The 22,849-nt window shown below is 67.0% G+C and carries 26 protein-coding genes; 19 read left to right on the top strand and 7 right to left on the bottom strand.

The genetic code is table 11. From position 1 onward, the window contains the following. The first annotated feature begins 218 nt into the window (after positions 1 to 218). Positions 219 to 713: a phosphoribosyltransferase gene (locus NM2_RS26000; RefSeq protein ID WP_067673800.1), complete on the top strand. Its 495-nt coding sequence runs from the start codon at positions 219 to 221 to the stop codon at positions 711 to 713. 47 nt (positions 714 to 760) lie between these two features. Here the strand turns inward: NM2_RS26000 and NM2_RS25995 are convergent, their stop codons facing one another. Then, complete coding sequence (locus NM2_RS25995; protein WP_067673798.1) at positions 761 to 1,252, bottom strand: peptidylprolyl isomerase; 492 nt, start codon at positions 1,250 to 1,252, stop codon at positions 761 to 763. 304 nt (positions 1,253 to 1,556) lie between these two features. Next, positions 1,557 to 1,943 carry an SMU1112c/YaeR family gloxylase I-like metalloprotein gene (gloA2, locus tag NM2_RS25990; protein WP_067673796.1) on the bottom strand — a complete coding sequence of 129 codons (387 nt, stop codon included), beginning with the start codon at positions 1,941 to 1,943 and terminating at the stop codon, positions 1,557 to 1,559. Between the two features lie 80 nt (positions 1,944 to 2,023). On the opposite strand from gloA2, the gene NM2_RS25985 reads away from it, so the two are divergent. The 8 genes from NM2_RS25985 to NM2_RS25950 all read left to right on the top strand — a co-directional run bounded on the left by NM2_RS25985 (position 2,024) and on the right by NM2_RS25950 (position 9,516). Then, positions 2,024 to 2,473 carry a helix-turn-helix transcriptional regulator gene (locus NM2_RS25985; protein WP_067673794.1) on the top strand — a complete coding sequence of 150 codons (450 nt, stop codon included), beginning with the start codon at positions 2,024 to 2,026 and terminating at the stop codon, positions 2,471 to 2,473. A 5-nt stretch (positions 2,474 to 2,478) separates the two neighbouring features. Then, on the top strand, positions 2,479 to 2,889 hold the full coding sequence (locus tag NM2_RS25980; protein WP_067673791.1) for a VOC family protein: 411 nt from the start codon (positions 2,479 to 2,481) through the stop codon (positions 2,887 to 2,889). A 68-nt stretch (positions 2,890 to 2,957) separates the two neighbouring features. After that, positions 2,958 to 5,357 carry an ATP-binding cassette domain-containing protein gene (locus NM2_RS25975; protein ID WP_067673789.1) on the top strand — a complete coding sequence of 800 codons (2,400 nt, stop codon included), beginning with the start codon at positions 2,958 to 2,960 and terminating at the stop codon, positions 5,355 to 5,357. Between the two features lie 103 nt (positions 5,358 to 5,460). Beyond that, on the top strand, positions 5,461 to 5,961 hold the full coding sequence (locus NM2_RS25970) for a GtrA family protein (RefSeq protein WP_067673787.1): 501 nt from the start codon (positions 5,461 to 5,463) through the stop codon (positions 5,959 to 5,961). A 91-nt stretch (positions 5,962 to 6,052) separates the two neighbouring features. Next, a complete protein-coding gene (locus NM2_RS25965) occupies positions 6,053 to 6,898 on the top strand; it encodes an SGNH/GDSL hydrolase family protein (RefSeq protein WP_245718226.1) in 846 nt (281 codons plus the stop codon). A 36-nt stretch (positions 6,899 to 6,934) separates the two neighbouring features. After that, positions 6,935 to 7,498, top strand: coding sequence for a hypothetical protein (locus NM2_RS25960; RefSeq protein WP_067673782.1), 564 nt, complete (start codon positions 6,935 to 6,937; stop codon positions 7,496 to 7,498). A gap of 316 nt (positions 7,499 to 7,814) precedes the next feature. Continuing rightward, positions 7,815 to 8,333 carry a copper chaperone PCu(A)C gene (locus NM2_RS25955; protein WP_084531554.1) on the top strand — a complete coding sequence of 173 codons (519 nt, stop codon included), beginning with the start codon at positions 7,815 to 7,817 and terminating at the stop codon, positions 8,331 to 8,333. Continuing rightward, entirely contained in the window at positions 8,326 to 9,516 is a 1,191-nt protein-coding gene (locus NM2_RS25950; RefSeq protein WP_067673778.1) for a Dyp-type peroxidase, read from the top strand. The genes NM2_RS25955 and NM2_RS25950 overlap by 8 nt, the downstream gene beginning before the upstream one ends. 71 nt (positions 9,517 to 9,587) lie before the next feature. On the opposite strand, the gene NM2_RS25945 is transcribed toward NM2_RS25950, so the two are convergent. Beyond that, a complete protein-coding gene (locus NM2_RS25945; protein WP_067673776.1) occupies positions 9,588 to 9,938 on the bottom strand; it encodes a hypothetical protein in 351 nt (116 codons plus the stop codon). A gap of 203 nt (positions 9,939 to 10,141) precedes the next feature. Here NM2_RS25945 and NM2_RS25940 point away from each other — a divergent pair, with 203 nt between their 5' ends. The 3 genes from NM2_RS25940 to NM2_RS25930 all read left to right on the top strand — a co-directional run bounded on the left by NM2_RS25940 (position 10,142) and on the right by NM2_RS25930 (position 13,221). Next, on the top strand, positions 10,142 to 10,654 hold the full coding sequence (locus tag NM2_RS25940; RefSeq protein ID WP_157121311.1) for a hypothetical protein: 513 nt from the start codon (positions 10,142 to 10,144) through the stop codon (positions 10,652 to 10,654). Between the two features lie 424 nt (positions 10,655 to 11,078). Further along, the gene (locus NM2_RS25935) at positions 11,079 to 12,065 is read left to right on the top strand and encodes a glycosyltransferase family 9 protein (RefSeq protein ID WP_067673772.1); all 987 of its coding nucleotides are present in this window, start codon (positions 11,079 to 11,081) and stop codon (positions 12,063 to 12,065) included. A 130-nt stretch (positions 12,066 to 12,195) separates the two neighbouring features. Further along, a complete protein-coding gene (locus tag NM2_RS25930) occupies positions 12,196 to 13,221 on the top strand; it encodes a hypothetical protein (protein WP_067673770.1) in 1,026 nt (341 codons plus the stop codon). Positions 13,222 to 13,227: 6 nt separating this feature from the next. On the opposite strand, the gene NM2_RS25925 is transcribed toward NM2_RS25930, so the two are convergent. After that, a complete protein-coding gene (locus tag NM2_RS25925) occupies positions 13,228 to 13,554 on the bottom strand; it encodes a hypothetical protein (RefSeq protein WP_067673768.1) in 327 nt (108 codons plus the stop codon). 196 nt (positions 13,555 to 13,750) lie between these two features. On the opposite strand from NM2_RS25925, the gene NM2_RS25920 reads away from it, so the two are divergent. Then, complete coding sequence (locus NM2_RS25920) at positions 13,751 to 14,086, top strand: RNA polymerase-binding protein RbpA (RefSeq protein WP_030517018.1); 336 nt, start codon at positions 13,751 to 13,753, stop codon at positions 14,084 to 14,086. A gap of 102 nt (positions 14,087 to 14,188) precedes the next feature. Here NM2_RS25920 and NM2_RS25915 read toward each other — a convergent pair whose 3' ends face one another. Then, a complete protein-coding gene (locus NM2_RS25915; RefSeq protein ID WP_067673766.1) occupies positions 14,189 to 14,698 on the bottom strand; it encodes an O-acetyl-ADP-ribose deacetylase in 510 nt (169 codons plus the stop codon). 70 nt (positions 14,699 to 14,768) lie between these two features. Between NM2_RS25915 and NM2_RS25910 the strand changes: the two genes are divergently transcribed. Continuing rightward, a complete protein-coding gene (locus tag NM2_RS25910) occupies positions 14,769 to 15,083 on the top strand; it encodes a DMT family transporter (protein ID WP_067673858.1) in 315 nt (104 codons plus the stop codon). 61 nt (positions 15,084 to 15,144) lie between these two features. On the opposite strand, the gene NM2_RS25905 is transcribed toward NM2_RS25910, so the two are convergent. Both NM2_RS25905 and NM2_RS25900 read right to left on the bottom strand, forming a co-directional pair. Continuing rightward, entirely contained in the window at positions 15,145 to 15,591 is a 447-nt protein-coding gene (locus NM2_RS25905; protein WP_245718225.1) for a hypothetical protein, read from the bottom strand. Between the two features lie 217 nt (positions 15,592 to 15,808). Further along, positions 15,809 to 17,257: a mannitol dehydrogenase family protein gene (locus tag NM2_RS25900; RefSeq protein ID WP_245718224.1), complete on the bottom strand. Its 1,449-nt coding sequence runs from the start codon at positions 17,255 to 17,257 to the stop codon at positions 15,809 to 15,811. 124 nt (positions 17,258 to 17,381) lie between these two features. Between NM2_RS25900 and NM2_RS25895 the strand changes: the two genes are divergently transcribed. From NM2_RS25895 to NM2_RS25875, 5 genes are read left to right on the top strand one after another with little or no spacing between them, the layout of a single operon-like run. Continuing rightward, positions 17,382 to 18,329: a sugar-binding transcriptional regulator gene (locus tag NM2_RS25895; protein ID WP_067673853.1), complete on the top strand. Its 948-nt coding sequence runs from the start codon at positions 17,382 to 17,384 to the stop codon at positions 18,327 to 18,329. Beyond that, complete coding sequence (locus tag NM2_RS25890; protein ID WP_084531553.1) at positions 18,326 to 19,714, top strand: ABC transporter substrate-binding protein; 1,389 nt, start codon at positions 18,326 to 18,328, stop codon at positions 19,712 to 19,714. The genes NM2_RS25895 and NM2_RS25890 overlap by 4 nt, the downstream gene beginning before the upstream one ends. A gap of 2 nt (positions 19,715 to 19,716) precedes the next feature. Further along, positions 19,717 to 20,667: a carbohydrate ABC transporter permease gene (locus tag NM2_RS25885; protein ID WP_067673762.1), complete on the top strand. Its 951-nt coding sequence runs from the start codon at positions 19,717 to 19,719 to the stop codon at positions 20,665 to 20,667. After that, positions 20,664 to 21,539 (top strand): carbohydrate ABC transporter permease, encoded by an 876-nt coding sequence (locus NM2_RS25880; RefSeq protein ID WP_067673760.1) that lies wholly within the window; start codon positions 20,664 to 20,666, stop codon positions 21,537 to 21,539. The genes NM2_RS25885 and NM2_RS25880 overlap by 4 nt, the downstream gene beginning before the upstream one ends. A 23-nt stretch (positions 21,540 to 21,562) precedes the next feature. Then, a complete protein-coding gene (locus tag NM2_RS25875) occupies positions 21,563 to 22,675 on the top strand; it encodes an ABC transporter ATP-binding protein (protein WP_067673758.1) in 1,113 nt (370 codons plus the stop codon). Positions 22,676 to 22,849: the final 174 nt, after the last annotated feature.

The raw sequence follows: 22,849 nt of genomic DNA, 5'->3' as shown, positions 1-22,849 counted from the left end.
TGTCATCGGCCCACAGTCCCGTTCGACTCGTACGACCGCAGGACTGCTCACAACTGCCGGGACTGGACGCACCCGTCAGCCGCTAAGCGTCCCATTCAGTTCCGCCGGCGATCTTTCATGATCGGGTCGGCGGCACACACCGGAATCGGTCACCGACGCACGCGATCGGCGTACACATACCTGTCGGGCCGACCGCCGAGCTGGGCTAGTCTCCTCACGTGAGCGATCGCGAGGAACTCGACTGGCAACTGTTCGGCACCGCGAGCCGCGAGCTCGCCGAGATGGTCGCCGGGGACGGGTTCGAACCGGATCTGATCCTGTCCATCGCGCGGGGCGGGCTGTTCGTCGCTGGGGCGCTCGGATATGCGCTGGACGTGAAGAATCTGCACGTCATGAACGTGGAGTTCTATACCGGAGTCGATCAGCGGCTGGATATGCCGGTTATGTTGCCGCCGGTGCCCTCGGCGGTCGATCTCGCCGGGGCGCGGGTGCTGGTGGCCGATGACGTCGCCGATACCGGAGCAACCCTGCGGCTCGTGCGCGATTTCTGCGCCGACAAGGTGGCCGAAGTGCGCTGCGCGGTCATCTATCAGAAGCCGCGGTCGGAGGTCTCGTGTGAATACGTGTGGCGGCGCACCGACCGGTGGATCAACTTCCCCTGGTCGGTTCTGCCGCCCGTGGTGACGCGCCAGACGCACGTGGCCGAGACGTGAGCGATCCCGGGGCTACCTGCCGCGGCCCCGGGATGCGTTCGACGGGTCTAGACCACCTCGGCGGAGACGATGGTGATCGGCTCGACCGGGACGTCGCGATGTCCGGCCTTGGACGTGGTGGCCACGCCCTCGATCTCGTCGACCACATTCTCTCCGTCGGTCACCTTGCCGAAGACGGTATAGCCGAAGCCGTCCTGGCCGGGGTAGTTCAGGAAGTCGTTGCCCGAGGTGTTGATGAAGAACTGCGCGCTGGCCGAATGCGGGTCCGAGGTGCGCGCCATCGCGACGGTGTACTTGTCGTTGCGCAACCCGTTGTCGGCTTCGTTCTCCACCTTGTTCGGTGCGGGCTTCTGACTCATATCCGCGGTCAGTCCGCCGCCTTGGACCATGAATCCGGGGATCACCCGGTGAAAGATCGTGCCGTCGTAATGGCCCGCCTTGACGTAGTCCACAAAGTTCGTGACCGTCTTGGGAGCCTTGGTCTCATCGAGTTCCAGGGCGATGTCCCCTGCTGAGGTTCTCAACAACACTGTGGTCATCGCAACATCGTATGGCAGTGCCCGCCCACTCCCCCGCCCGACCGCTACCAGCGCCGATCCTCTCTCATCCAGGCAATTGGTGATTGATGCATCCAGCGCTTTCCACCCGAAAGCACGTGCCCATGTACGGACCCGCTGGTCTGACATGTTCCAATTCGCATATCTTCATTGTCAAATGTTGCAGGTGGAATGTTCCATCGGGTTGGGTACACGCAAAGCCTGTGCCGCCCAACACTTTCCCGGTCGGCCACATCAGAACCCTCAGGTGCACAACGCATCTCATCGGCACCCGCTCCCCCGGCGCTCACTCCTGGTACAGCTCGAGCGGCAGACCGTCGGGATCGGCGAAGAATACGAAGCGCTTTCCGGTGTATTCGTCCACCCGAATCTCCTCGGTGACCACTCCCCTCCCCCGCAACTCCCGGACCGCCGCGGCCACATCGGGAACGGCGAAGGCCAGATGACGCAGCCCGCACGCCTCCGGACGCGAGGGCCGGGCGGGCGGATCCGGGAAGGAGAACAACTCGATCTGCGATCCGTCCGGTAGCGCCAGATCCAGCTTGTGGGAATCCCGCTCGGCCCGATAGTTCTCCGCGACCACCCGCAAACCCAGCACCTGCGTATAGAAGGTCTTCGACACGCCGTAGTCCGAGGCGATGATCGCGGCGTGGTGGATTCGTCGCAGTTCCATGCCGCCGACGCTAACCGAGTCCTCCCGCCGATGGCATCAGCGGCTCCCGCATCCCGAGGCCGGCACGTACGATCTGGCATATGACCAGCAGCCCGACCGAGGAGCAGCGCCTGCAGGACCTCGCCCGGCTGCGGCGGGTGCGCGACCGGATCGATCGGGAGTACGCCCAGCCGCTGGACGTCGAGGCGCTCGCCCGCGACGCGCACATATCGGCCGGGCATCTGAGCCGCCAGTTCCGGCTCGCCTACGGGGAGTCGCCGTACTCGTACCTGATGACCAGGCGAATCGAGCGCGCGATGGCATTGCTGCGCCGGGGTGATCTGAGCGTCACCGAGGTCTGCTTCGCCGTCGGCTGCTCGTCACTGGGCACGTTCAGCACCCGGTTCAGCGAACTGGTCGGCGTTTCACCCAGCGTCTACCGCCGCGAACAGGCCGACGCCACCGCGGGCATGCCCTCGTGTGTAGCGAAACAGGTGACCAGACCGATCAGGAATCGAGAAGCTTCGGTAACCGACCCGCAATTAGCCTGATCGCCATGGATATCACCATTCACTCGAGTTTCCTGCCCCAGAACGATCCCGACGCGGCCCTTGCCTTCTACCGTGACGCGCTCGGCTTCGAACTCCGCAACGACGTCGGCTACAACGGGATGCGCTGGCTGACCGTCGGCCCGGCCGATCAGCCGGGCATCAATGTCGTGCTGTACCCGCCGCAGGCCAGCCCGGGTATCACCGACGACGAGCGTCGCACCATCACCGAGATGATGTCCAAGGGCACCTACGGCAGCATCCTGATGGCAACCAAGGATCTCGACGGCAGTTTCGATCGCGTGAAGGCCACCGGCGCGGAGGTCGTCCAGGAACCGACCGAACAGCCGTACGGCGTGCGCGACTGCGCCTTTCGCGACCCCGCCGGAAATATGGTCCGAATCCAGGAACTGCGCTGATCCGTTCCGCACCACCCCACATTTGATTCCGGGCCGTGAGAACGGCCGTGCAGACAGATGGAGAAACGATGACCGAGGCCATGAGGACGCCCGCGCGCCGAGAGCAGCCGCCCGCATCGCCCGTCGCCGACAGCCACGAGACGATCCGCGTGCTCGGCGCGCGCGTGAACAATCTGCGGGACGTCAGCGTCGAGCTGCCCAAGCGCAGGCTCACGGTGTTCACCGGCGTCTCCGGTTCGGGGAAGAGTTCGCTGGTCTTCGGCACGATCGCGGCGGAATCGCAGCGCCTGATCAACGAGACCTACAGCGCCTTCGTCCAGGGATTCATGCCGACGCTGGCCAGGCCCGAGGTCGACGTGCTCGAGGGATTGACGACCGCGATCAGCGTCGATCAGCAGCGCATGGGTTCGAATCCGCGCTCGACGGTCGGCACGGCCACCGACGCCGACGCCATGCTGCGGATCCTGTTCAGCCGTCTGGGCACACCGCATATCGGCTCGCCCCAAGCCTTTTCGTTCAATGTCGCCTCGATCAGCGGTGCGGGCGCGGTCACCGTGGAACGCTCCGGCCGGACGGTGAAGGAGCGGCGCAGTTTCAGTATCACCGGCGGGATGTGCCCGCGATGCGAGGGCCGCGGCTCGGTCAACGACATCGATCTGGCCCAGCTGTACGACGACACCAAATCCCTGCGCGAGGGCCCGTTCACCATCCCGGGCTACAGCATGGACGGCTGGTTCGGCCGAATCTTCATCGGCTCCGGATTCTTCGACCCGGACAAGCCGCTCGAGAAGTACACCAAGCGTGAATTGAACGATCTGCTCTACAAGGAACCGACCAAGATCAAGGTCGAGGGGATCAACCTGACCTATGAGGGACTGATCCCGAAGATTCAGAAGTCGATGTTGTCCAAGGATGTCGACACGCTGCAACCGCATGTGCGCGCCTTCGTCGAGCGAGCGGTCACCTTCACGATCTGTCCCGAATGCGACGGCACCCGGCTCAGCGAGACCGCGCGATCGTCGAAGATCGACGGAATCAGCATCGCCGACGCGTGCGCGATGCAGATCAGCGACCTCGCTGAATGGGTGCGCGGCCTGGACGAACCGTCGGTCGGCCCACTGCTGGAGTCGTTGCGCGAGACCCTGGACTCCTTCGTGGAGATCGGCCTGGGATATCTGAGCCTGAACCGGCCGTCGGGCACGCTGTCGGGCGGAGAAGCGCAGCGCACCAAGATGATTCGGCATCTGGGTTCCTCGCTCACCGATATCACCTACGTGTTCGACGAGCCCACCATCGGCCTGCACCCGCACGATATCGAGCGCATGAACTCGCTGCTGCTGCGATTGCGGGACAAGGGCAATACCGTGCTCGTGGTCGAGCACAAACCCGAGGCCATCGCGATCGCCGATCACATCGTCGATCTCGGCCCCGGCGCGGGCTCCGACGGCGGCACGATCTGCTTCCAGGGCACCCTCGAGGAGTTGCGCGCCAGCGACACCATCACCGGCCGCCACCTGGACGACCGCGCGGCGGTCAAGAAGTCCGTGCGCGAACCCACCGGGGCCCTCGAGATTCGCGGTGCGACGGCGAACAACCTGCGCAAGGTGGACGTCGACATCCCGCTCGGTGTGCTCGTCGTGATCACCGGGGTCGCGGGATCCGGTAAGAGTTCGCTGGTGCACGGGTCGATTCCGGCGGACGCGGGCGTCGTCTCGGTCGACCAGGGCGCGATCCGCGGCTCGCGACGCAGTAATCCCGCGACCTACACCGGGCTGCTCGAACCGATCCGCAAGGCATTCGCCAAGGCCAACGGGGTGAAACCGGCTCTGTTCAGTGCGAATTCGGAAGGCGCGTGCCCGGCCTGCAACGGCGCGGGCGTCATCTACACCGATCTGGCGATGATGGCCGGCGTCGCGACCACCTGCGAGGAGTGCGAGGGCAAGCGGTATCAGGCCGCGGTCCTGGACTATCACCTCGGCGGACGCGATATCAGCGAGGTGCTCGCGATGTCCGTCGCGCAGGCCGAGGAATTCTTCGGCGAGGGCGAGGCGCGTCTTCCCGCGGCCCAGAGGATTCTGCGCCACCTCGCCGATGTCGGGCTCGGGTATCTGCGCCTGGGACAGCCGTTGACCACGTTGTCCGGTGGTGAACGTCAACGGCTCAAGCTGGCCACCCACATGGGCGACAAGGGCGGAATCTACGTCCTGGACGAGCCGACCACCGGGCTGCACCTAGCCGATGTGGAACAACTGCTCGCGCTGCTGGATCGGCTGGTCGAGGCCGGGAAATCGGTCATCGTCGTCGAACACCACCAGGCGGTCATGGCCCATGCGGACTGGATCGTCGACCTGGGACCGGGTGCGGGACACGACGGCGGCACCGTCGTCTTCGAGGGCACGCCCGCGGATCTGGTCGCGGCCCGGTCCACCCTCACCGGCGAACATCTGGCAGCCTACGTCGGGGCCTGAACGATCCGGCCGCCGCCGGACACGGCGGCGGCCCACGCGACACCTGGACGCGGCAACACGTGCCGTAAGGCGACGGTCCGGCTATTGTGACGACGTGTCGTTGATGCAGACCGCACTGGATCGAGTGCCGGATCGCTACCTCGCCCGCCTTCACCAGCATCAGGAGCTGATGAAGTTCGCCGTGGTGGGTGCGATCACCTGGTTCATCGATACCGGAATCGTCTACACGCTGAAACTGACCGTGCTGCAGGACAAACCGCTCACCGCGCGGGCGATCGGCGTGCTCATCGCGACCATCGCGTCCTACATTCTCAATCGGGAATGGTCGTTCAGCACCCGCGGCGGGCGCCAGCGCGCGCACGAGGCGGCGCTGTTCTTCGGCGTGAGCGCACTGGCGGTGGTCGTCACCCTGATTCCGCAGGCGATCGCGCTGTACGTGTTCGATATCCACGTGCCGCATGTCAGCCCGGCGACGCAGGCGGTGTCGAATTTCATCACCGGGCAGATCCTCGGCGTGTTGCTGGCCATGGCATTCCGGTACTGGTCCCTGCGCCGGTTCGTATTTCCGGATGATTTGACTCAGGCCGCGCTGGAAACACTGTGACGTAGCGGCCGAGCGGACAGGTCTCCTGTGGGCTTGAAACGCGCCGCGCACTGCGTCAAGATGCCTCCCGAAGGGGGGCACGTCCAGGGAGGTGAGCGGCATTCTCCACCACGGCCGACCCGGCACGGATCCGGAGTCGACTCGATGGCACGGCAAAAAGTATGTGGCACTGGGCAGTTCGTTCGCCTCCGGGCCCGCGATCGCTCCCCGCGAGCCCGGGGCGCCCCGCTTGGCGGGGCGCTCGCGCAACAACTACGCGCATCTGGTCGCCGAAGCCGCCCGGTTGCAGCTCACCGACGTCACCAGCAGCGGCGCCACCTGTGAACACATCCTGCGCGAGCAGCAGTACGGCCAGCCGCCGCAGATACGCGCGGTCGATGCCGGTACCGACCTGGTCACGCTGACCGTCGGCGGTAACGATGTCGGACTCACCCAGTACCGCGTCGCGCACCGATTACCCTTGCCGTTACGGCTCATCCCCCCGATCGCGCGCTTCGGCGACGAAACCGCCGTCAACCACCGGCTGCATACGATCGAACAGAGTCTGACCGGGGTGCTGAACACCATCTCCCAGCGCGCACCGCGGGCCCGGGTTCTGGTGGTGAACTATCTGTCCCTGCTCGGCCCCGTCTCCGACGAGGACCGCCCGGTCGATCGCAACTATCATCAGTTCGCCGAATCCCTTGCCGCGCATACGGCCTCGGCCGCCGCCCGGGCCGGGGCCGAACTGATCGATGCGCGCACACCCAGCCTGGACCATCCGCCCGGAAGCGCCGGCGCGTGGACCTCCGGCGGCTACATTCCGCTGCCGGGACGGCACTATCCGGGCGCGCCGTTCCATCCCACCGCCGCGGGCATGGCGGGCGTGGCGGACCTGATCCTCGATCGTCTGGCGGCGCTGCCGCCGATCGAACCGCAGACCTCCGCGGAGTCCTGACGATCCGCTCGGTCTCGGGGTCGTTACGATGACCCGGTGCGATCACCCGCCGACCCCACCGCGCGTCTGCGCGGTGCGTGTGTCGGTGCGGCTTCGGGCGCGGTGAGCATCGGCGCGCACGCGCTGGGCGGTGGACCGGTATCGCTGACCTCGGCGTCGGTCGTCCTGCTCGTCGCGGTCTGCGCGCTCACCGGAACCGTGACGGCCGGGATGCGGCCGGGGCTGGCCCGGCTGCTGCCCATGCTCGCGGTGGGACAGGCGATCGGGCATGTGGCGCTGGCGATTTCGCCGGAGCACTGCCACGCACACCTGCTCACGCCGCCCATGCTGGCCGCGCACGCACTCGCCATTCCTGTTGGCGCACTGCTGATCCGCGGTGCGGAGGCGGCGTTGCGACGGGTGTACGCGAGCGTGCTGCGTGTCCTCGTCGCGCTCATCGCGACGGTCGCCGCGCCGCGGTCGCATTCGCTCGTCACGCCTGCTGTCCCGCCGATCACGTTGCGGCGGTTGCTGATCAGCTCGGGTATCGGGCGGCGAGGGCCGCCGAGGTATTCGTTCATCGATACTTTCCACCGTCCGACGGATCTCGCCGTCGCCTGAATCGGTATCCGCTCGCGGGACGCTCGCAAAAGCGCGATCGTCGATGCCCGCTGTGACAGGGCTGCTTGCTCGACACCGATGACGCACGGCCGCAAGCGGATTCCTTCTCCGCGCCGCGACCGAATGCACCTCAGCGAAGGTTCGAACGCGCCGCGACGCACGCCGATACGCGTCTCGACTCGGCCGCAGGTCCCACGACGCCGTGCAGGCCCCTGACCGTGCGGCCGGGACTCCAGCCGCACGCGCGTCGTCGATCGCCTCCCGCGCGGCCTCAGGACGGTGGCTCTCGACCATCACCATGAAACGGAGCCTTCGCATGTTCACCCTCGCCCGTACCTACCCGGCCATGGCCGCCGCGACGTTGGCGGTGCCGATCCTGCTGACCGGATGTTCCTCCGGGACATCCGAATCCAGCAACGACGCGGCCTCGATCCGGATCAGTAATCAGTGGATCAAGGCCGCCGATTCCGGAATGTCCTCGGCCTTCGCCGATTTCAGCAATTCCACCGACAGGGAGATCCGCGTGGTCGACGCAACCAGTCCCGCGTCGACGCGGATGGAGATCCACGAAACCGTGGATACCGGTGGGACCACGATGATGCGGGCCATGGCCGGTGGGCTGGTCGTGCCCGCGCACGGCACCGTATCGCTCACCCCGGGCGGCGACCATCTGATGTTCATGGATCTGAAGACGCCGCTGCGCACGGGATCGCGGACGCCGATCACAGTGAAATTCGCCGACGGTTCGAGCACCACGTTCACCGCGCAGGCTCGCGATTTCTCCGGGAACCAGGAGAACTACGCGCCCACCACCACCCCCGCGCACGGTGGCTGAGCCGGGCCTGACCCGGCGACGACTGCTCGGCGGCGGCACGGTCGCGGCCGGTGCCGCCGGAATAGCCTGGGGGACGGAGCATTTCGCCCGTTCGCGGCGGGATCCCGATCCCGCCGCGGCGACCGAGCCGTTCCACGGACGTCATCAGGGCGGCGTCGCGACGACGCCGCAACGGCACGTGACCTACCTCGGATTCGATCTGAAACCCGGTGTCACCCGCGCGGACATCATCGGGCTGCTGCAGATCTGGAGCGGTGACGCGGCCCGGCTCACCCAGGGCGAACCCGGCCTGGCCGATTCCGAACCCGAACTCACCGCGCGGCCCGCGCGGCTGACGGTGACGATCGGTTTCGGACCGCGGCTGTTCACCGCCGCCGGGGTCGAGGCGGCGCGGCCATCGTGGCTGCGGCCGTTGCCCGCTTTCACGATCGATCGTCTCGATCCCGCGTACTGCGACGGTGATCTGCTGCTGCAGATCTGCGCGGACGAGGCGACGACGGTCGCGCACGCGGTGCGGGCACTGAGCCGCACCGTCACCTCACTGGTGACGGTGCGGTGGGTGCAGCGCGGATTTCGCGATGCCGGGCCCGGGCAGAGCATGCGCAATCTGTTCGGCCAGGTCGACGGGACCGTGAATCCCGCCGCGGGCACGGCCGACTTCGATCGCCTGATCTGGCACGACGGCCGCGGACAGCCGTGGCTCGCGGGCGGGACCTCGCTGGTACTGCGGCGCATCGCGATGAACCTGGACACCTGGGACGATCTGGACACCGGCGGGCGGGAGTTGTCGGTGGGCCGCCGGGTCGCCACCGGCGCTCCCCTGACCGGAACCCGGGAGACGGACGATCCGGATTTCGCCGCTGTCGACAAATTCGGCATACCGGTGATCCCGCCGTCGTCGCATATCGCTCGGGCACACCACACCGGTGCCACCGATCGGTTCCTGCGCCGCGGCTACAACTACGACGAATCCCCCGCACCCGGCGCGGTATCGAATTCTGGGCTGTTGTTCGCCGCGTACCAGGCCGATATCGAGACGCAGTATCTCCCGGTGCAGCGGCGGCTCGCGGAATTCGACGCCCTCAACACCTGGACCACCCCCGTCGGGTCCGCGGTGTTCGTCGTCCCGCCCGGAATCACCGACCCGGGCGGGTACATCGGACAGTCACTGATGGAGGGCTGAGGAACACCCCGTTCCGGCACACCGTGCACAGTCGCAGACCGGGCAGCCTCGCGCGGTGTGCCGGACGGCACTCAGTTCCAGAGCACCGCGACGCAGACGTTCACGATCGCCAGCCAGCCCGCGGCGTGCGGCATCCAGCCGATCAACTTGTCGCGCTTGGCATCGGCTCGCGCGATCTCGGCGAACGCCGCCACCGCGACCGCGATCACCAGCTTGACGATCATCTTCGCCATGATCACGTGCTTGTCCAGCGAATGGATCGAATCCGCCATGCCGAACAGCACCAGTCCGGTGATGATCTGCGCCCGCGCGCCCCACACCAGAACCTCGGATACCCGCGTCGGCGAGGCCGCGTAGCCGCCGATGATGGCCGCCAGACCCAGCAGGTGGGTCACGAGCACCAAATTGAAGACGAATGTCATGGAACGAGAGCGTAGTTCATGGTCAATGCCGTCAACGACGTCCGGTAGTAGAAATCTTGGGGCCGCATTCGCGACACACAGCAGATCCACATCCGACACGCAGATCGATGCCATGTCCGGGCCGTAGCCTGCGAATCAGTCGACAGCCGCCCAACCGACCGAATGTCCTGTTCATCGAGGCACAGACCACCGAGGCACAAGAGATGACATACGAGGAGAGCGACGGGGAGCACACACCTCCCCGTGCAGCAGGCTCCGAACCGACCGGTCCGACACCGGGCACCCCATCGGCGGAGCGGGGCATCACCGCCCCGGCCGAGCACGCGTCCGAATCCGGATCGACGACTCCGCCACCGCCGCAGACGCACCCCGATCCCGTGATCGCCGAACCGTCACCACAACCCACCCGCCTGGCCCGGTTCGGCACTCGTTGGCGGACCTCGCTTGCGTTGCGCATCGCGGCGGCGGTGGTGGTGGCCCTGCTGATCAGCGGCATCGGATTCACCGCCGGAACCGCGTTCGGCGGTGACGAGAATCCCCACCATCCGCACGGGGTCACGGCCGATCACTCGTTCTGGCAGGACCACCTGCATTGGTTCCACCGTTACACGGAAGCCGATACGCACACTGACGCGGACACGACATCGCACCACCGGCACATGTCGCGGACCGCGCTGTCGGAGACACCGTCGCCGAGCGCCGCGCCCACCCGCTGAGCCAACGCGTCATCGTGCTCAGCCCGGCCCGTTCGCATGGTCTGGGCCCCTGCGCACGGGCCGTCCGTCCCACTCCCACCGGCCACGCCTGCCATGGCGTCCGCACTGCCGGGATTCATGCCGTTGTCATCGGCAATCCGGGCTATCCGAACGCCTCCGGACGACCGCCCGAACGGTGTCCGCGAGGCCGCGACGGGGAGTGTGCCCAGACGTCCCGGGGGACACTCTCCCGATCGGCTCGCAGTCGCATGACCAGGCAGATCCCGGTCCGACCCGGTGGGACGGATATCGCATCGAATACGCGTTTCGCGGTCTTTCACCCCGGGTAACCATCGCCAAGTGGCTCTCTTCGCCCCATGCGCTGCCGAGTTCGCGCGCGGAGGCGGAGGGAGGCGAATGACAGGTTGATGGCTAGGAGAAGAGGGTGGCGGTTGTACTCGTGCTGCGCGCACGTGGACTAGGTGATCTACTCACCGCGGTCCCAGCTCTCCGCGCGCTGCGGCGGGCACGGCCGCACGACCACATCGCGCTGGCGGCACCGCATCGGCTCAAGCCGATCGTCGATCTGATCACCTCGGTCGACGAGATGGTGCCCACCGCGGATCCGGAGAGTCTGCGCTGGGACGGCGAGCCACCGGCACTCGCGGTCAATCTGCAAGGCCCGGGGGCGGAAGGCATCGTGGAACTGGCCAAGACCAACCCCGCCCGGATCCTCACCTACCGCAATCCGGCATTCCCGGACCTGGACGGCCCGCGGTGGCAGCCCGATATGCACGATGTCGATCGCTGGTGCTACCTGCTCGAATCAGCCGGTATCAGCGCCGACCGCCGCAATCTCGGTCTGGTCCCGCCGGTCGCCGCCACGAATTATCGCGACTGCGTGGTCATCCACATGGGCGCGGGCGCCGAGGCCCGGCGCTGGCCGGCGGAACGTTTCGCCGCGGTGATCCGGCATCTGCTCGTCCAGGACCGCGAAGTGGTGCTCACCGGCGACGAATTCGAACGCGAGACCGCGCTCGGCATCGCCGCACGGGCCGGACTGCCACAGCATCATGTCCTGGCCGGGCAGCAGAATCTCATCGAGTTGTCCGCCACCGTCGCCGAGGCCGAACTCGTGGTGTGCGGCGACACCGGCGTCGCGCATCTGGCGACCGCGTTCGGCACCCGCACCGTTCTGCTGTTCGGTCCCACCTCGCCCGATCAGAGCGGTCCACCACCGCATCTGCTCGGCCGTCACGTGGTGCTGTGGGCCGGGCACACCGGTGATCACGACGGCGACACCCCCGATCCCGGACTGCTGGAGATCACGGTGCCCGAGGTGATCGACGCGATCGACAAGCAGTTGCGCAGTCGCTCATGGTCGGGCTCGGGTCTCAACGGGCGGTCCGCCCGCTATCGTCGTGTCGGCTGACCGACCCTGTTCGTTCGCTCCTGACACCGGGACGGACGCGACCCTGAAACACCCCTAGCACCACGGTATTACGTTCGGACAGCACCGTCGGGGGACGTGCCGCGCGGGGACGCGGCCATAGCGTCGCCATATGACCACCTCCGCTGTTGCCGCCTCCCCCGCCCGGCGCCTGCACCGGCCGCTGCTCGCGACATCGTGCTCGATGGCCGGGCTCGTCGTGTTCAGCCTGTGCGCCATGGCAGTCGACCATCGCACGATCCTGAGCGAATCGGTCTGGCTCAAACCGATGAAGTTCGGGCTGGCCTTCGCCCTCTACACGCTCACCCTCGCGTGGCTGCTGTCGTTCCCGCACAGGGGATCCCGCGTCACCCGGTGGTTCGGGAGCCTGTTCGCCGTGACGGCCTTCGTGGACGTCGGTTTCATCGTGCTGCAGGCCGCGCGCGGCACGTTCAGCCACTTCAACACCGAATCCGATCCGGTCAACTCGATCGGGCAGATCGTGTTCGCCTCGGGCGTTCCAGGCCTGTTCGCGGCGAATCTCGTTATCGCGCTGATCCTTTCGTGGCAACGGATCGCCGATCGGCCGATCGCCCGGGCGGTGCACACCGGCCTGGCGATCGCGGTGTTCGGTATGGCGCTGGGTTATCTGATGGGATTCACCGGCGAGCAGATCGTGCACGACGCCGTGGGACATCCGGTGGAGCTCGGTGCCGGGCACACCGTGCTGCACTCCCCCGCGCAGGCTCGGGACGGAGTCGGTGGCATGCCGCTCATCCACTGGAGCACGATCGGCGGGGATCTGCGCATACCGCACTTCGCCGGGCTGCACGGAATCCAGGTGCTGATCGTTTCCGCACTGGTCCTGGCCCGGCTCGCGCATCGCTATCCGTGGCTGACCGAACGGGTGCGTGCGCGGCTGATCGGAACCCTGGCACTCGGCTACGCCGCCCTGGTCGCCCTGCTGCTGTGGCAGGCGCTGCGGGCGCAGCCGCTGATCCACCCCGACTCGACGACCCTGCTGACGTTCACCGCCCTGGTCGTGGCCACCGGCGCTGCCATGACGACTGTCACACTCACCGCGCGACGGACCGCGGCGATTCCCACGACGCCGCAGGATCCCGCGCCCGCGCTGCCGGTTGCGCATCGAGCGGGCTGAGACCGCTCAGCGCAGTCGCTCGGCCTCCTTCGCCAGGCTGACCAGGGTACTGGTCAGCTCCAGCAGCTCACCGTGATCCGCGCCCTCGGTGACCGCGGTCGCGACATCCTCCGCCGCACAGCGCGCGGCGAACCAGCGATCGGCCAGATCGGCCGCCTCCTGTGCGCTCAGCACCACCGAGTCCTCGGGAATTCCGGTGCCCTCCAAGCCTTTTCGATGTTCGTAGGCTCGTTGGCGACACGACTGCCGACAATATCGGCGGCGACGCCCGACTTCGGATTCAGCGATCTGCCGTCCACACCAGGAACAGGACGACAGGACACGGCGCGACATGACCCGACACCCTAACGGGCGGATCTCCGGTCGCCACGCGGGGCACACCGTTTTCCCCCGGTTGGGACGGTTATTTTTACCTACCAGCGGTTACCCGTAATATGCAGGGGTTGACCGTCGCCGGGAACTGAACCTGGGCATGGCGCGTTATATCCGAGTAGAACGTTGCCGACAGGCTAAGAGAGGACCGCACACCATGGCAGATCGCGTACTCCGAGGCAGCCGACTCGGAGCGGTGAGCTACGAGACCGACCGGGACCACGACCTGGCCCCTCGGCGAGTGGCGCGGTACCGGACCGACAACGGCGAGGAGTTCGATGTGCCCTTCGCCGATGACGCCGAGATCCCGCCCACCTGGCTGTGCCGCAATGGTCAGGAAGGCATCCTGATCGAGGGCACCACCCAGGAGCCCAAGAAGGTCAAGCCCCCGCGCACGCACTGGGACATGCTGCTCGAGCGTCGTTCCAAGGAGGAGCTCGAGGAGCTGCTCCAGGAGCGTCTGGAGCTGCTCAAGACCCGTCGCGGCCGGTAGCAGAACCGATACGAAAAGCCGCATTCACCACGCGGGTGGATGCGGCTTTTCGTATGTCACGACAACCGATCGTCCAGTGCCCGCTACCGATCGTGAAAACGCTCAGAACAGCGCTTTCTCGAATGCCGCGTACCCGTCGCGGCCGAACAGCACGAAACTGATCCGCTGCACGCGGGTATCCGCCGCACGCACGGTCTCGACCGCTATCCGGGCGCCGTCATCCATCGGCCAGCCGTAGACGCCGGTGGATATCGCGGGGAAGGCCACCGTTTCCGCACCGAGCTCGTCGGCCACCGCGAGCGACTCGCGGTAGCACGAGGCCAGGAGCTCCGAGCGGTCGTCGTGGGCCGACCACACCGGGCCCACCGTGTGAATGACCCAACGCGCTGGAAGGTTCCCGGCCGTGGTGGCCACCGCGGCGCCGGTCGGCAGACCCTTGTCGTAGCGGGATGCGCGCAGGTCACGGCATTCGGCGAGGATGGCCGGACCGCCCTTGCGGTGGATCGCCCCGTCCACTCCGCCGCCACCCAGCAGCGACGAATTGGCCGCGTTCACCACCGCGTCCACCGTCTGTTCGGTGATGTCGCCCTGGACCAGTACGAGATCGGCCATGACTGCATTGTGCTCCGCCGCACATCCGGCCGGAGCGATACCGAACCGGACGGTCGCCTACGGTACCTGCATGGCCTGGATATTGTTGATCGTCTCGGGGTTCATGGAGACGGCGTGGGCGATCGCGCTCGAGCGGTCCGAGGGGTTCAGCAAACTGTGGCCCAGTGCGGCCTTCCTGGTCGCACTGATACTGAGCATGGCCGGGCTCGGATATGCGCTGCGCACGATTCCGGTGGGCACCGGATACGCGGCCTGGGTCGGCATCGGAGCGGTCGGCACCGCCCTGGCCGGGATGCTGTGGCTGGGTGAATCCGCCGCTGTGGGCCGCATCGTATGTCTGCTGCTGATCGTCGCGGGAGTGGTGGGGCTCAAGGCATTTCACTGATCCGCCGCGACGCCGGACAGGACGCGGCTCGCACCGGCCGTCGGTGCGAGCCGCGAAAGTCTCAGCAGTACTGGCAGATTCCGGTGGCAGGCAGCTGAATGAAGCACTCCGGGCACACCGCCGGGCCCGCGACGGGCTCGGGCTCCGGCTCGACCGGGCGCGTCTTGACCGCGCCGCGCCGCGCCGCGACCTTCGGCGTCAGCGACGGCACACCGCCGTCGGCCGGGACGTCGGCGCCGTAGGTCTGGTAGCACTGCCATCGCGCGTACGCCGCATGCAGTTCCAGATCCTCCGGCTTCGGCAGTCCGGCGAGTTCGAGAACATATTTGTAGCTATCGCCGACAGTATGGTTGGCTCGCACGCACAATGCGGTCAGCGGGGGTTCTCCCGCGCTGTGGCAGCGGCGCGCGACCTTGCGCAGGATGGCGTCCATCCAGGTGCGAGTCGGCGCGTCGGTATGCACGCCCGACATTTCCTGCACTCGCTCGGCCAGCTCTTCGACGGTCACGAATTGTCCATAGCCGGTGGCGGTTTCGGCTAGGACCCCATGGGCGGCCAGCGCCCACGCTACGGCGGCGTCACGGAACGACACTGCCGTGTCGTCGCCCGCGCGCCAGGCTCCTGAAATTGTGGTGGCGGCAGTTTTCATAGCTCTCTAAAAATAGCCCTCCGGCCTCGTCGACCGAGCACCGACCCACCGATTCGGCCACACGACATTCGGCGGTTCACCCCTGCCCGGCGAGGTCGCCCAGGGTTGCCCGCGCTCCCTTGGCATGCAGGGATTCCAGAGCGGCCAGATAGGGACGCACGAACCGCGGCTCGTCGATGAGATCGCCGAATACCGAACGGTCACACAGAAATGCGGTCGGGTCGGTGCGCTGCCGCCGCGCCAGCGGCGTCAGCCGGTCCCGCAACCGGTCGACCACCTCGATCGGCTGCCCCTGCTCGTCGACTCCCTCGGCATAGCGGGCCCAGCTCGCCACGATGGCTGCGGCACAGTCGATCTCACCGCCCGCGGCCAGCCGCTCCCTGATGACCGGCAGCACCCACTTCGGAATCCGATCCGAGGATTCGGCGCACAGCCGAGCGATGGTGTCCCCGATCGCCGGATTCCCGAAACGTTCGATCAGGGTGCGCTTGTACCGGTCCAGATCCACGCCCGGCACCGGGCGCAACGTCGGGGTGGCCTCGAAATCCATGTACCGCATGAGGAATCGGTCGAACAGCGGGTCCCGCGCGGCCTCGTCGACCATCCGGTAGCCGCACAGGTGCCCGAAGTAGGCGATCCCCTGATGGCTGGCGTTCAGCAGGCGCAGCTTCATCAGCTCGTAGGGGGTGACGTCCTCGACCACCTGCACCCCGACCTGTTCGTAGGCCGGTCGGCCCATGGTGAACGAATCCTCGAGCACCCACTGCGTGAACGGCTCGGTGATCACCGGCCACCGGTCGGCGATTCCGGTGCGGCGCAACACCTCGCGCTCCGCTTCCGGCGGCGTCACCGGGGTGATCCGGTCGACCATCGAATTCGGGAAGCTCACCTCCCGATCGATCCAGTCGCCCAAGTCCGGATCGCGCAGTCGCGCGAACGTGCCGAACACCCGCTGCGCGACATGGCCGTTGCCCTGGATGTTGTCGCAAGACATGACCGTGAACGGCGCCAGGCCCGCCGCCCGCCGCCGCGCGAGCGCCTCGACCACGAAACCGAATACCGTGCGCGGCACCGCATCCGGCGCCAGATCCGCCGCCACGGACGGCTCGGCGGCGTCGAACTCGCCAGTCGTCGCGTCGATGCCGTAACCGCCCTCGGTGATCGTGAGCGAGACGATGCGGGTCGACGGATCGGCCAGTTTCGCCAGCACCGCCTCCGGATCGTCGGGGGCGTAGAGATAGTCGACGATCGAGCCGATCACCCGGGTGTCCCAGGCGCCGTCGGGGCCCACGACGGAGAGGGTGTACTGGCCGTCCTGCGCGGTGAGCACATCGCGCATGCGGCGATCACCGGGCAGGATGCCGACGCCGCAGATGGCCCACTCCTTCGATCCACCCTGCGCGAGTAGCCGGTCGATATACATCGCCTGGTGCGCACGATGGAATCCGCCGACTCCGAAGTGCACGATTCCGGCCGTCAAGCCGCCGCGGTCATAGGTCGATGGCGAAAGTGTTGTGTGCGTCACATGCCCGATGGTACCGTGTTCCGAGCAATAGATCACCCCGTGAGCAGATGATCATCGAAGTTGATGAAGGACGAGGAGCACCGTGGCCCCCGAACCCCGGCCCAGCAATCCGGAGGACGTCCGGATGGCGTTGCGTGCCGCGCGGCTCTACCACTTCGAGGGCGCGACCCAGGCCGAAATCGCTGCCGTACTGGGCGTTTCGCGTCCGACCGCGGGACGGCTGATCGCCCGCGCCCGCGCACAGGGCCTGGTCCGGATCGAGATCGTGGTCCCCGACGAGCTGCGCGCGCAGGTGCACACCGATCTGGAGCGCGAGCTCGAGGCGGCCTTCGGATTGACCGAGGCGGTCGTACTCGGCGAAGCGCCCGACGACTCCCCCGCCAGCCTGGCCCCGCTGGCCCGCGCCGCGGTCGCGGTACTCGGGCGTCGGCTGCGCCCGCAGGCCACCCTCGGATTCACCTGGGGTCCGGAGACCATCGCGGTGGCCACCGAACTCGGACCGCATTCGGCGCGCTGCGCCACCGTCGTCCAGCTCGACGGCTCGCTCACCTCGTCGGACTACCAGACCGGCGTCGAATTCACCCTCGGCCGCTGCGCCACCCAGCTGCGGGCCAACCCGGTCCGGCTGCACGCGCCGCTGTACGCCGACGCCGCGACCGTCACCGCGCTGGAACAGGATTCGGTCCTGGGCCGCGCCATCGGGCTGGGCCGCGAGGCCGAGGTGATGATGTTCGGCGTCGGCACGGTCTCCACCGCGACCACCCTGTTCGAGGGCAGCTATCTGGACACCACCCTGCTCGACGAGTTGCGCGGCCTCGGCGCGGTCGGCGAGATCGGCGGCCGGTTCTTCCGCGCCGACGGCACCGACGTCCCCGGATCCCTTGCCGCGCGCACGGTCTCGGTCGGTCTCGACGCGATCCGCGCCTGCGGGTGCACGGTGCTGATCTCCGGTGGCGAGCCCAAACACCAGGCCGTCCTGGGCGCGTTGCGCGGCGGACTGGCCACGATCCTGGTCACCGACATCGAGTGCGCGCGGTGGCTGCTGGAAAAGAAGGAGGGCGCACGCCCATGAGAACGCCCATGAACAAGAACGGCCCCGGCCGCACCAGGCGACGCGCGAAAGGTCTAGCGGCACTGGCACTCACAGCGGTGCTGGCGCTGAGCGGCTGTGCGGGCGCGGGATCGTTCACCTCCGGCGGCGGCCGCACGGTCACCATCGCGATGGTCTCCAATTCGCAGATGCAGGACGCGATCAAGCTCTCCGGCGAATTCGAACGCGCCAATCCCGGCATAAAACTCAAGTTCGTCTCGCTGTCGGAGAACGAGGCGCGCGCCAAGATCACCTCCTCGGTCGCCACCAATGGCGGCGAATTCGACGTGGTGATGGTCAGCAACTACGAGACCCCGCAGTGGGCCGCGGACGGCTGGCTGACCAACCTGGCCCCCTACCAGGCGAAAACTCCCGGTTACGACGCGCCCGACTTCATCTCCTCGCTGCGCAAGTCGCTGTCCTACAAGGGCGATATGTACTCGGTGCCGTTCTACGGCGAGTCCTCGTTCCTGATGTACCGCAAGGATCTGTTCCAGCAGGCCGGCCTGAGCATGCCCGATCAGCCCACCTGGGATCAGGTCGCCCAGTTCGCCGCGAAACTGGACGATCCCGCGCACGGGCATTCGGGGATCTGCCTGCGCGGCGTTCCGGGCTGGGGTGAGACCCTGGCCCCGCTGGACACCGTGATCAACACCTTCGGCGGGCGCTGGTTCGACGAGAACTGGCATGCCCAGCTCACCAGCCCGCAAGTGGAGAAGGCGGTGAACTTCTACGTCGACCTGGTCCGCAAATACGGCGAACCCGGTGCAGCGACAAGCGGTTTCAGTGAATGCGCCACGCAGCTGTCCCAGGGCGACACGGCCATGTGGTACGACGCCACCTCCGCGGTGGGCGTCCTCGAGGACCCCTCGGCGAGCAAGGTGGTCGGCAAGGTCGGCTACGTCCTGGCCCCGGTCGCGCAGAAGCCGAACTCCGGCTGGCTGTACACCTGGTCGCTGGGCATCCCCAAGACCAGCAAGAATCCGGACGCCGCATGGAAATTCATCTCCTGGATGACCAGCAAGGAGTACATCAAGCACGTCGGCGAGAAGCTCGGCTGGTCGCATGTGCCGCCCGGTAGCCGCAACTCCACCTACCAGATCCCGGAGTACGCCGAGGCCGCCAAGGCATACGGCCAGGTCACCCTGCAGGCAATGTCGACCGTGGATCCGGAACATCCCACGGTGCAACCGGTTCCGTACACCGGCATCCAGTTCCTGGCCATTCCGGAGTTCCAGGATCTGGGCACCCGGGTGAGCCAGCAGATCAGCGCGGCGATCGCCGGGCGGGAGAGCGTGCAGACCGCACTCCAACAGTCCCAGGAGTATGCCGAGACCGTCGGCAGGTCGTATCGAGGGAATCAGTAGCCATGTCCGTAACCACCACGGCCCCTGCGGCCACCCCACCGTCGGAGATCGTCCGACGCGCACAGAGCGTCTCCCGCGCCGAGGGCTGGCGCAAACGCGGTCCGCTGCTGCCCGCGCTGATCTTCATGATCGTGGTCACCCAGATCCCGTTCGTGTTCACCCTGTACTACTCGACGCAGTCCTGGAACCTGGTCCGGCCCGGTTCGCGGCATTTCGTCGGGCTGGGCAACTACGCGGATGTGTTCCGGGACAACCAGTTCTGGTCGGTCACGCTCAATACCATCATCCTGATCGTCGGCACCGTAATCGTCTCGGTGGTCCTCGGACTGCTGCTGGCGCTGCTGCTGGATCGCACCTTCCTCGGGCGCGGTGTGGTCCGCACCCTGCTGATCACGCCGTTCCTCGTCACGCCGGTCGCCGCGGCGCTGATCTGGAAGACCACGATGCTCGATCCGGTGTTCGGGCTGATCAACTTCGTGCTCAAACCGTTCGGGGCGGGCCAGACCGACTGGGTGAGCAAATTCCCGCTGCCCGCGGTCATGGCCGACATGGTCTGGCAGTGGACGCCGTTCATGATGCTGCTGATCCTCGCGGGCCTGCAGTCCATGCCGCGCGACGTCACCGAGGCCGCCCGAGTGGACGGGGCGAATTCGTTCCAGGTGTTCCGCGAACTCACCCTGCCGCATCTGCGCCGCTTCATCGAACTGGGTACCGTGCTCGGCGCGATCTACCTGGTCAACACGTTCGACTCGGTGTACATGATGACCCAGGGCGGGCCCGGCATCGCCAGCTCCAACCTGCCGTTCTACATCTATCAGCGCGCCTTCCTCGGCTTCGACATCGGCCAGGCCGCGGCCATGGGCGTAGTCACCGTCATCGGCACGACGGTCGTCGCGACGTTCGCGCTGCGATTGCTGTTCACCTCGTTCACCGGCAAGGAGGAGGCGGCATGACCACGACGACCGCTCCCGCGACCACATCACCTGCGGCGCAACAGGTTCCGGTGCGCCGTCGCCGCAACCGGGCCGGTATCGGCTGGGGCATCCTGGCCTGGGTCGTCGGCATCGGGATGTTCTTCCCGGTTCTCTGGATGGTGCTCACGGCGTTCAAGCAGGAGGCCGACGCCTACACCAACACCCCGAAGCTGTTCTTCGTGCCCACGTTGGATCAGTTCTCCGCGGTGTTCTCCAGCGGTGTGGGCACGCCCCTGCTCAATTCGGCCTTCGCGACCATCGTCTCCGCGATTCTGGTTCTGGTGCTGGGCATTCCGGCGGCGTTCGCGCTCTCGCTGCGCCCGATCACCCGCACCCGCGACGCGCTGATGTTCTTCATCGGCACCAAGATGCTCCCCATCGTGGCCGCGATCATCCCGCTGTACGTGATCGTCGGCGATATCGGCATGTTGGACAATATCTGGACGCTGGTCATCCTCTACACCGCGATGAATCTGCCGATCGCGGTCTGGATGATGCGCTCGTTCTTCCTGGAGGTCCCGGGCGAACTGCTCGAGGCGGCCAGTATGGACGGCGCGAGCCTGTGGACCGCGATGCGCGAGGTGATCCTGCCGCTGGTCTCCCCCGGCATCGCAGCCACGGCGCTGATCTGCGTGATCTTCTCCTGGAACGAATTCTTCTTCGCGGTCAACCTGACCGCCGTGCAGGCCCAGACCATGCCGGTGTTCCTGGTCGGCTTCATCACCGGCGAGGGCCTGTACTGGGCCCGGCTGTCCGCCGCGGCGACCCTGGCCGCCCTGCCCGTCGTCCTGGCCGGTTGGTTCGCGCAGAACAAGCTGGTGCGCGGCCTGTCCTTCGGCGCCATCAAATAAGAGCTCGAGTGAGGTAAACGACAATGGCCACCATTCAATACGACAAGGCCTCGTGCGTGTATTCGGGCGCCGAGACGCTCGCGGTCGACTCGCTCGACCTGGACATCGCGGACGGCGAATTCATCGTCCTGGTCGGGCCTTCGGGCTCGGGCAAGTCCACGGCGCTGCGCATGCTCGCCGGACTCGAGGACATCGACGGCGGCACCATCCGCATCGACGGCGAGGACATGGTCGGCGTCCCGTCCAAGGACCGCGATATCGCCATGGTGTTCCAGAACTACGCGCTGTACCCGAACAAGACCGTCGGCGAGAACATGGGTTTCGCGCTCAAGATGATGAAGGTCCCGCTGGCCGAGCGTAAGCGCCGCGTCGCCGAGGCCGCCGAATTGCTCGGTCTCACACCGTATCTGGATCGCAAACCCGCCAAACTGTCCGGCGGTCAGCGGCAGCGCGTCGCGATGGGCCGCGCCATCGTGCGCGAGCCGCGGGTGTTCTGCATGGACGAGCCGCTGAGCAACCTGGACGCCAAACTGCGCGTGCAGACCCGCACCCAGATCGCGGCGCTGCAACGTCGCCTGGGCACCACCACCGTCTACGTCACCCACGATCAGGTGGAAGCCATGACGATGGGCGATCGGGTCGCGGTACTGCGCGATGGCCAATTGCAGCAGTTCAGCACTCCCGCCACGCTCTACGACCACCCGGCCAATGCGTTCGTCGCCGGATTCATCGGCTCCCCCTCGATGAATCTGTGCACCGTGCCGCTGGCCGAGGACGGCGTGGACATCGCCGGAACCACGGTGGAACTGCCGCGCGAGCGCATGACCCGGCTCGCCGAGGCGGGGCTGGACTCGGTCACCCTCGGCATCCGCCCCGAACACCTCGAACTGCGTCGCGACCAGACGGGGTTCACCGCCACCGTCGAACTGGTCGAGGAGCTGGGCAGCGAATCGTACGTCTACGCCCGTATCCCCGGCGATCCGATCTCCGGACTCGAGGGCACTCCCGTCACCTTCGTGGCCCGCTCACCCCAGCGCGCCCCCGCCCGCCTGGCCGAATCGATCGCCCTGCACATCACCGATCCGGCCGCTGTCCACCTGTTCCACCCCGAAACCGGCGACCGCATCGCCGACTGACCGCATCCGCTGTACCGTCCCCCCGGGTACCGCTTCGCCGCACGACCGCGCCAAAACGGTACCCGGCGGTATGATCATGGCCGCGAGCAGGGAGACTTCCGCCGCGATTCGCCTACGAAGCGGAGAGGCCGTCCGTTCCCTTCACTCCACTCGTAGCCCCCTCACAGCAAACCT

Source organism: Nocardia miyunensis NBRC 108239 (assembly GCF_001613065.1).
Classification (GTDB): Bacteria; Actinomycetota; Actinomycetes; order Mycobacteriales; family Mycobacteriaceae; genus Nocardia; species Nocardia miyunensis.
Note: the sequence above shows the minus strand (reverse complement) of the source record. Positions and strands in the feature narration are given on the sequence as shown.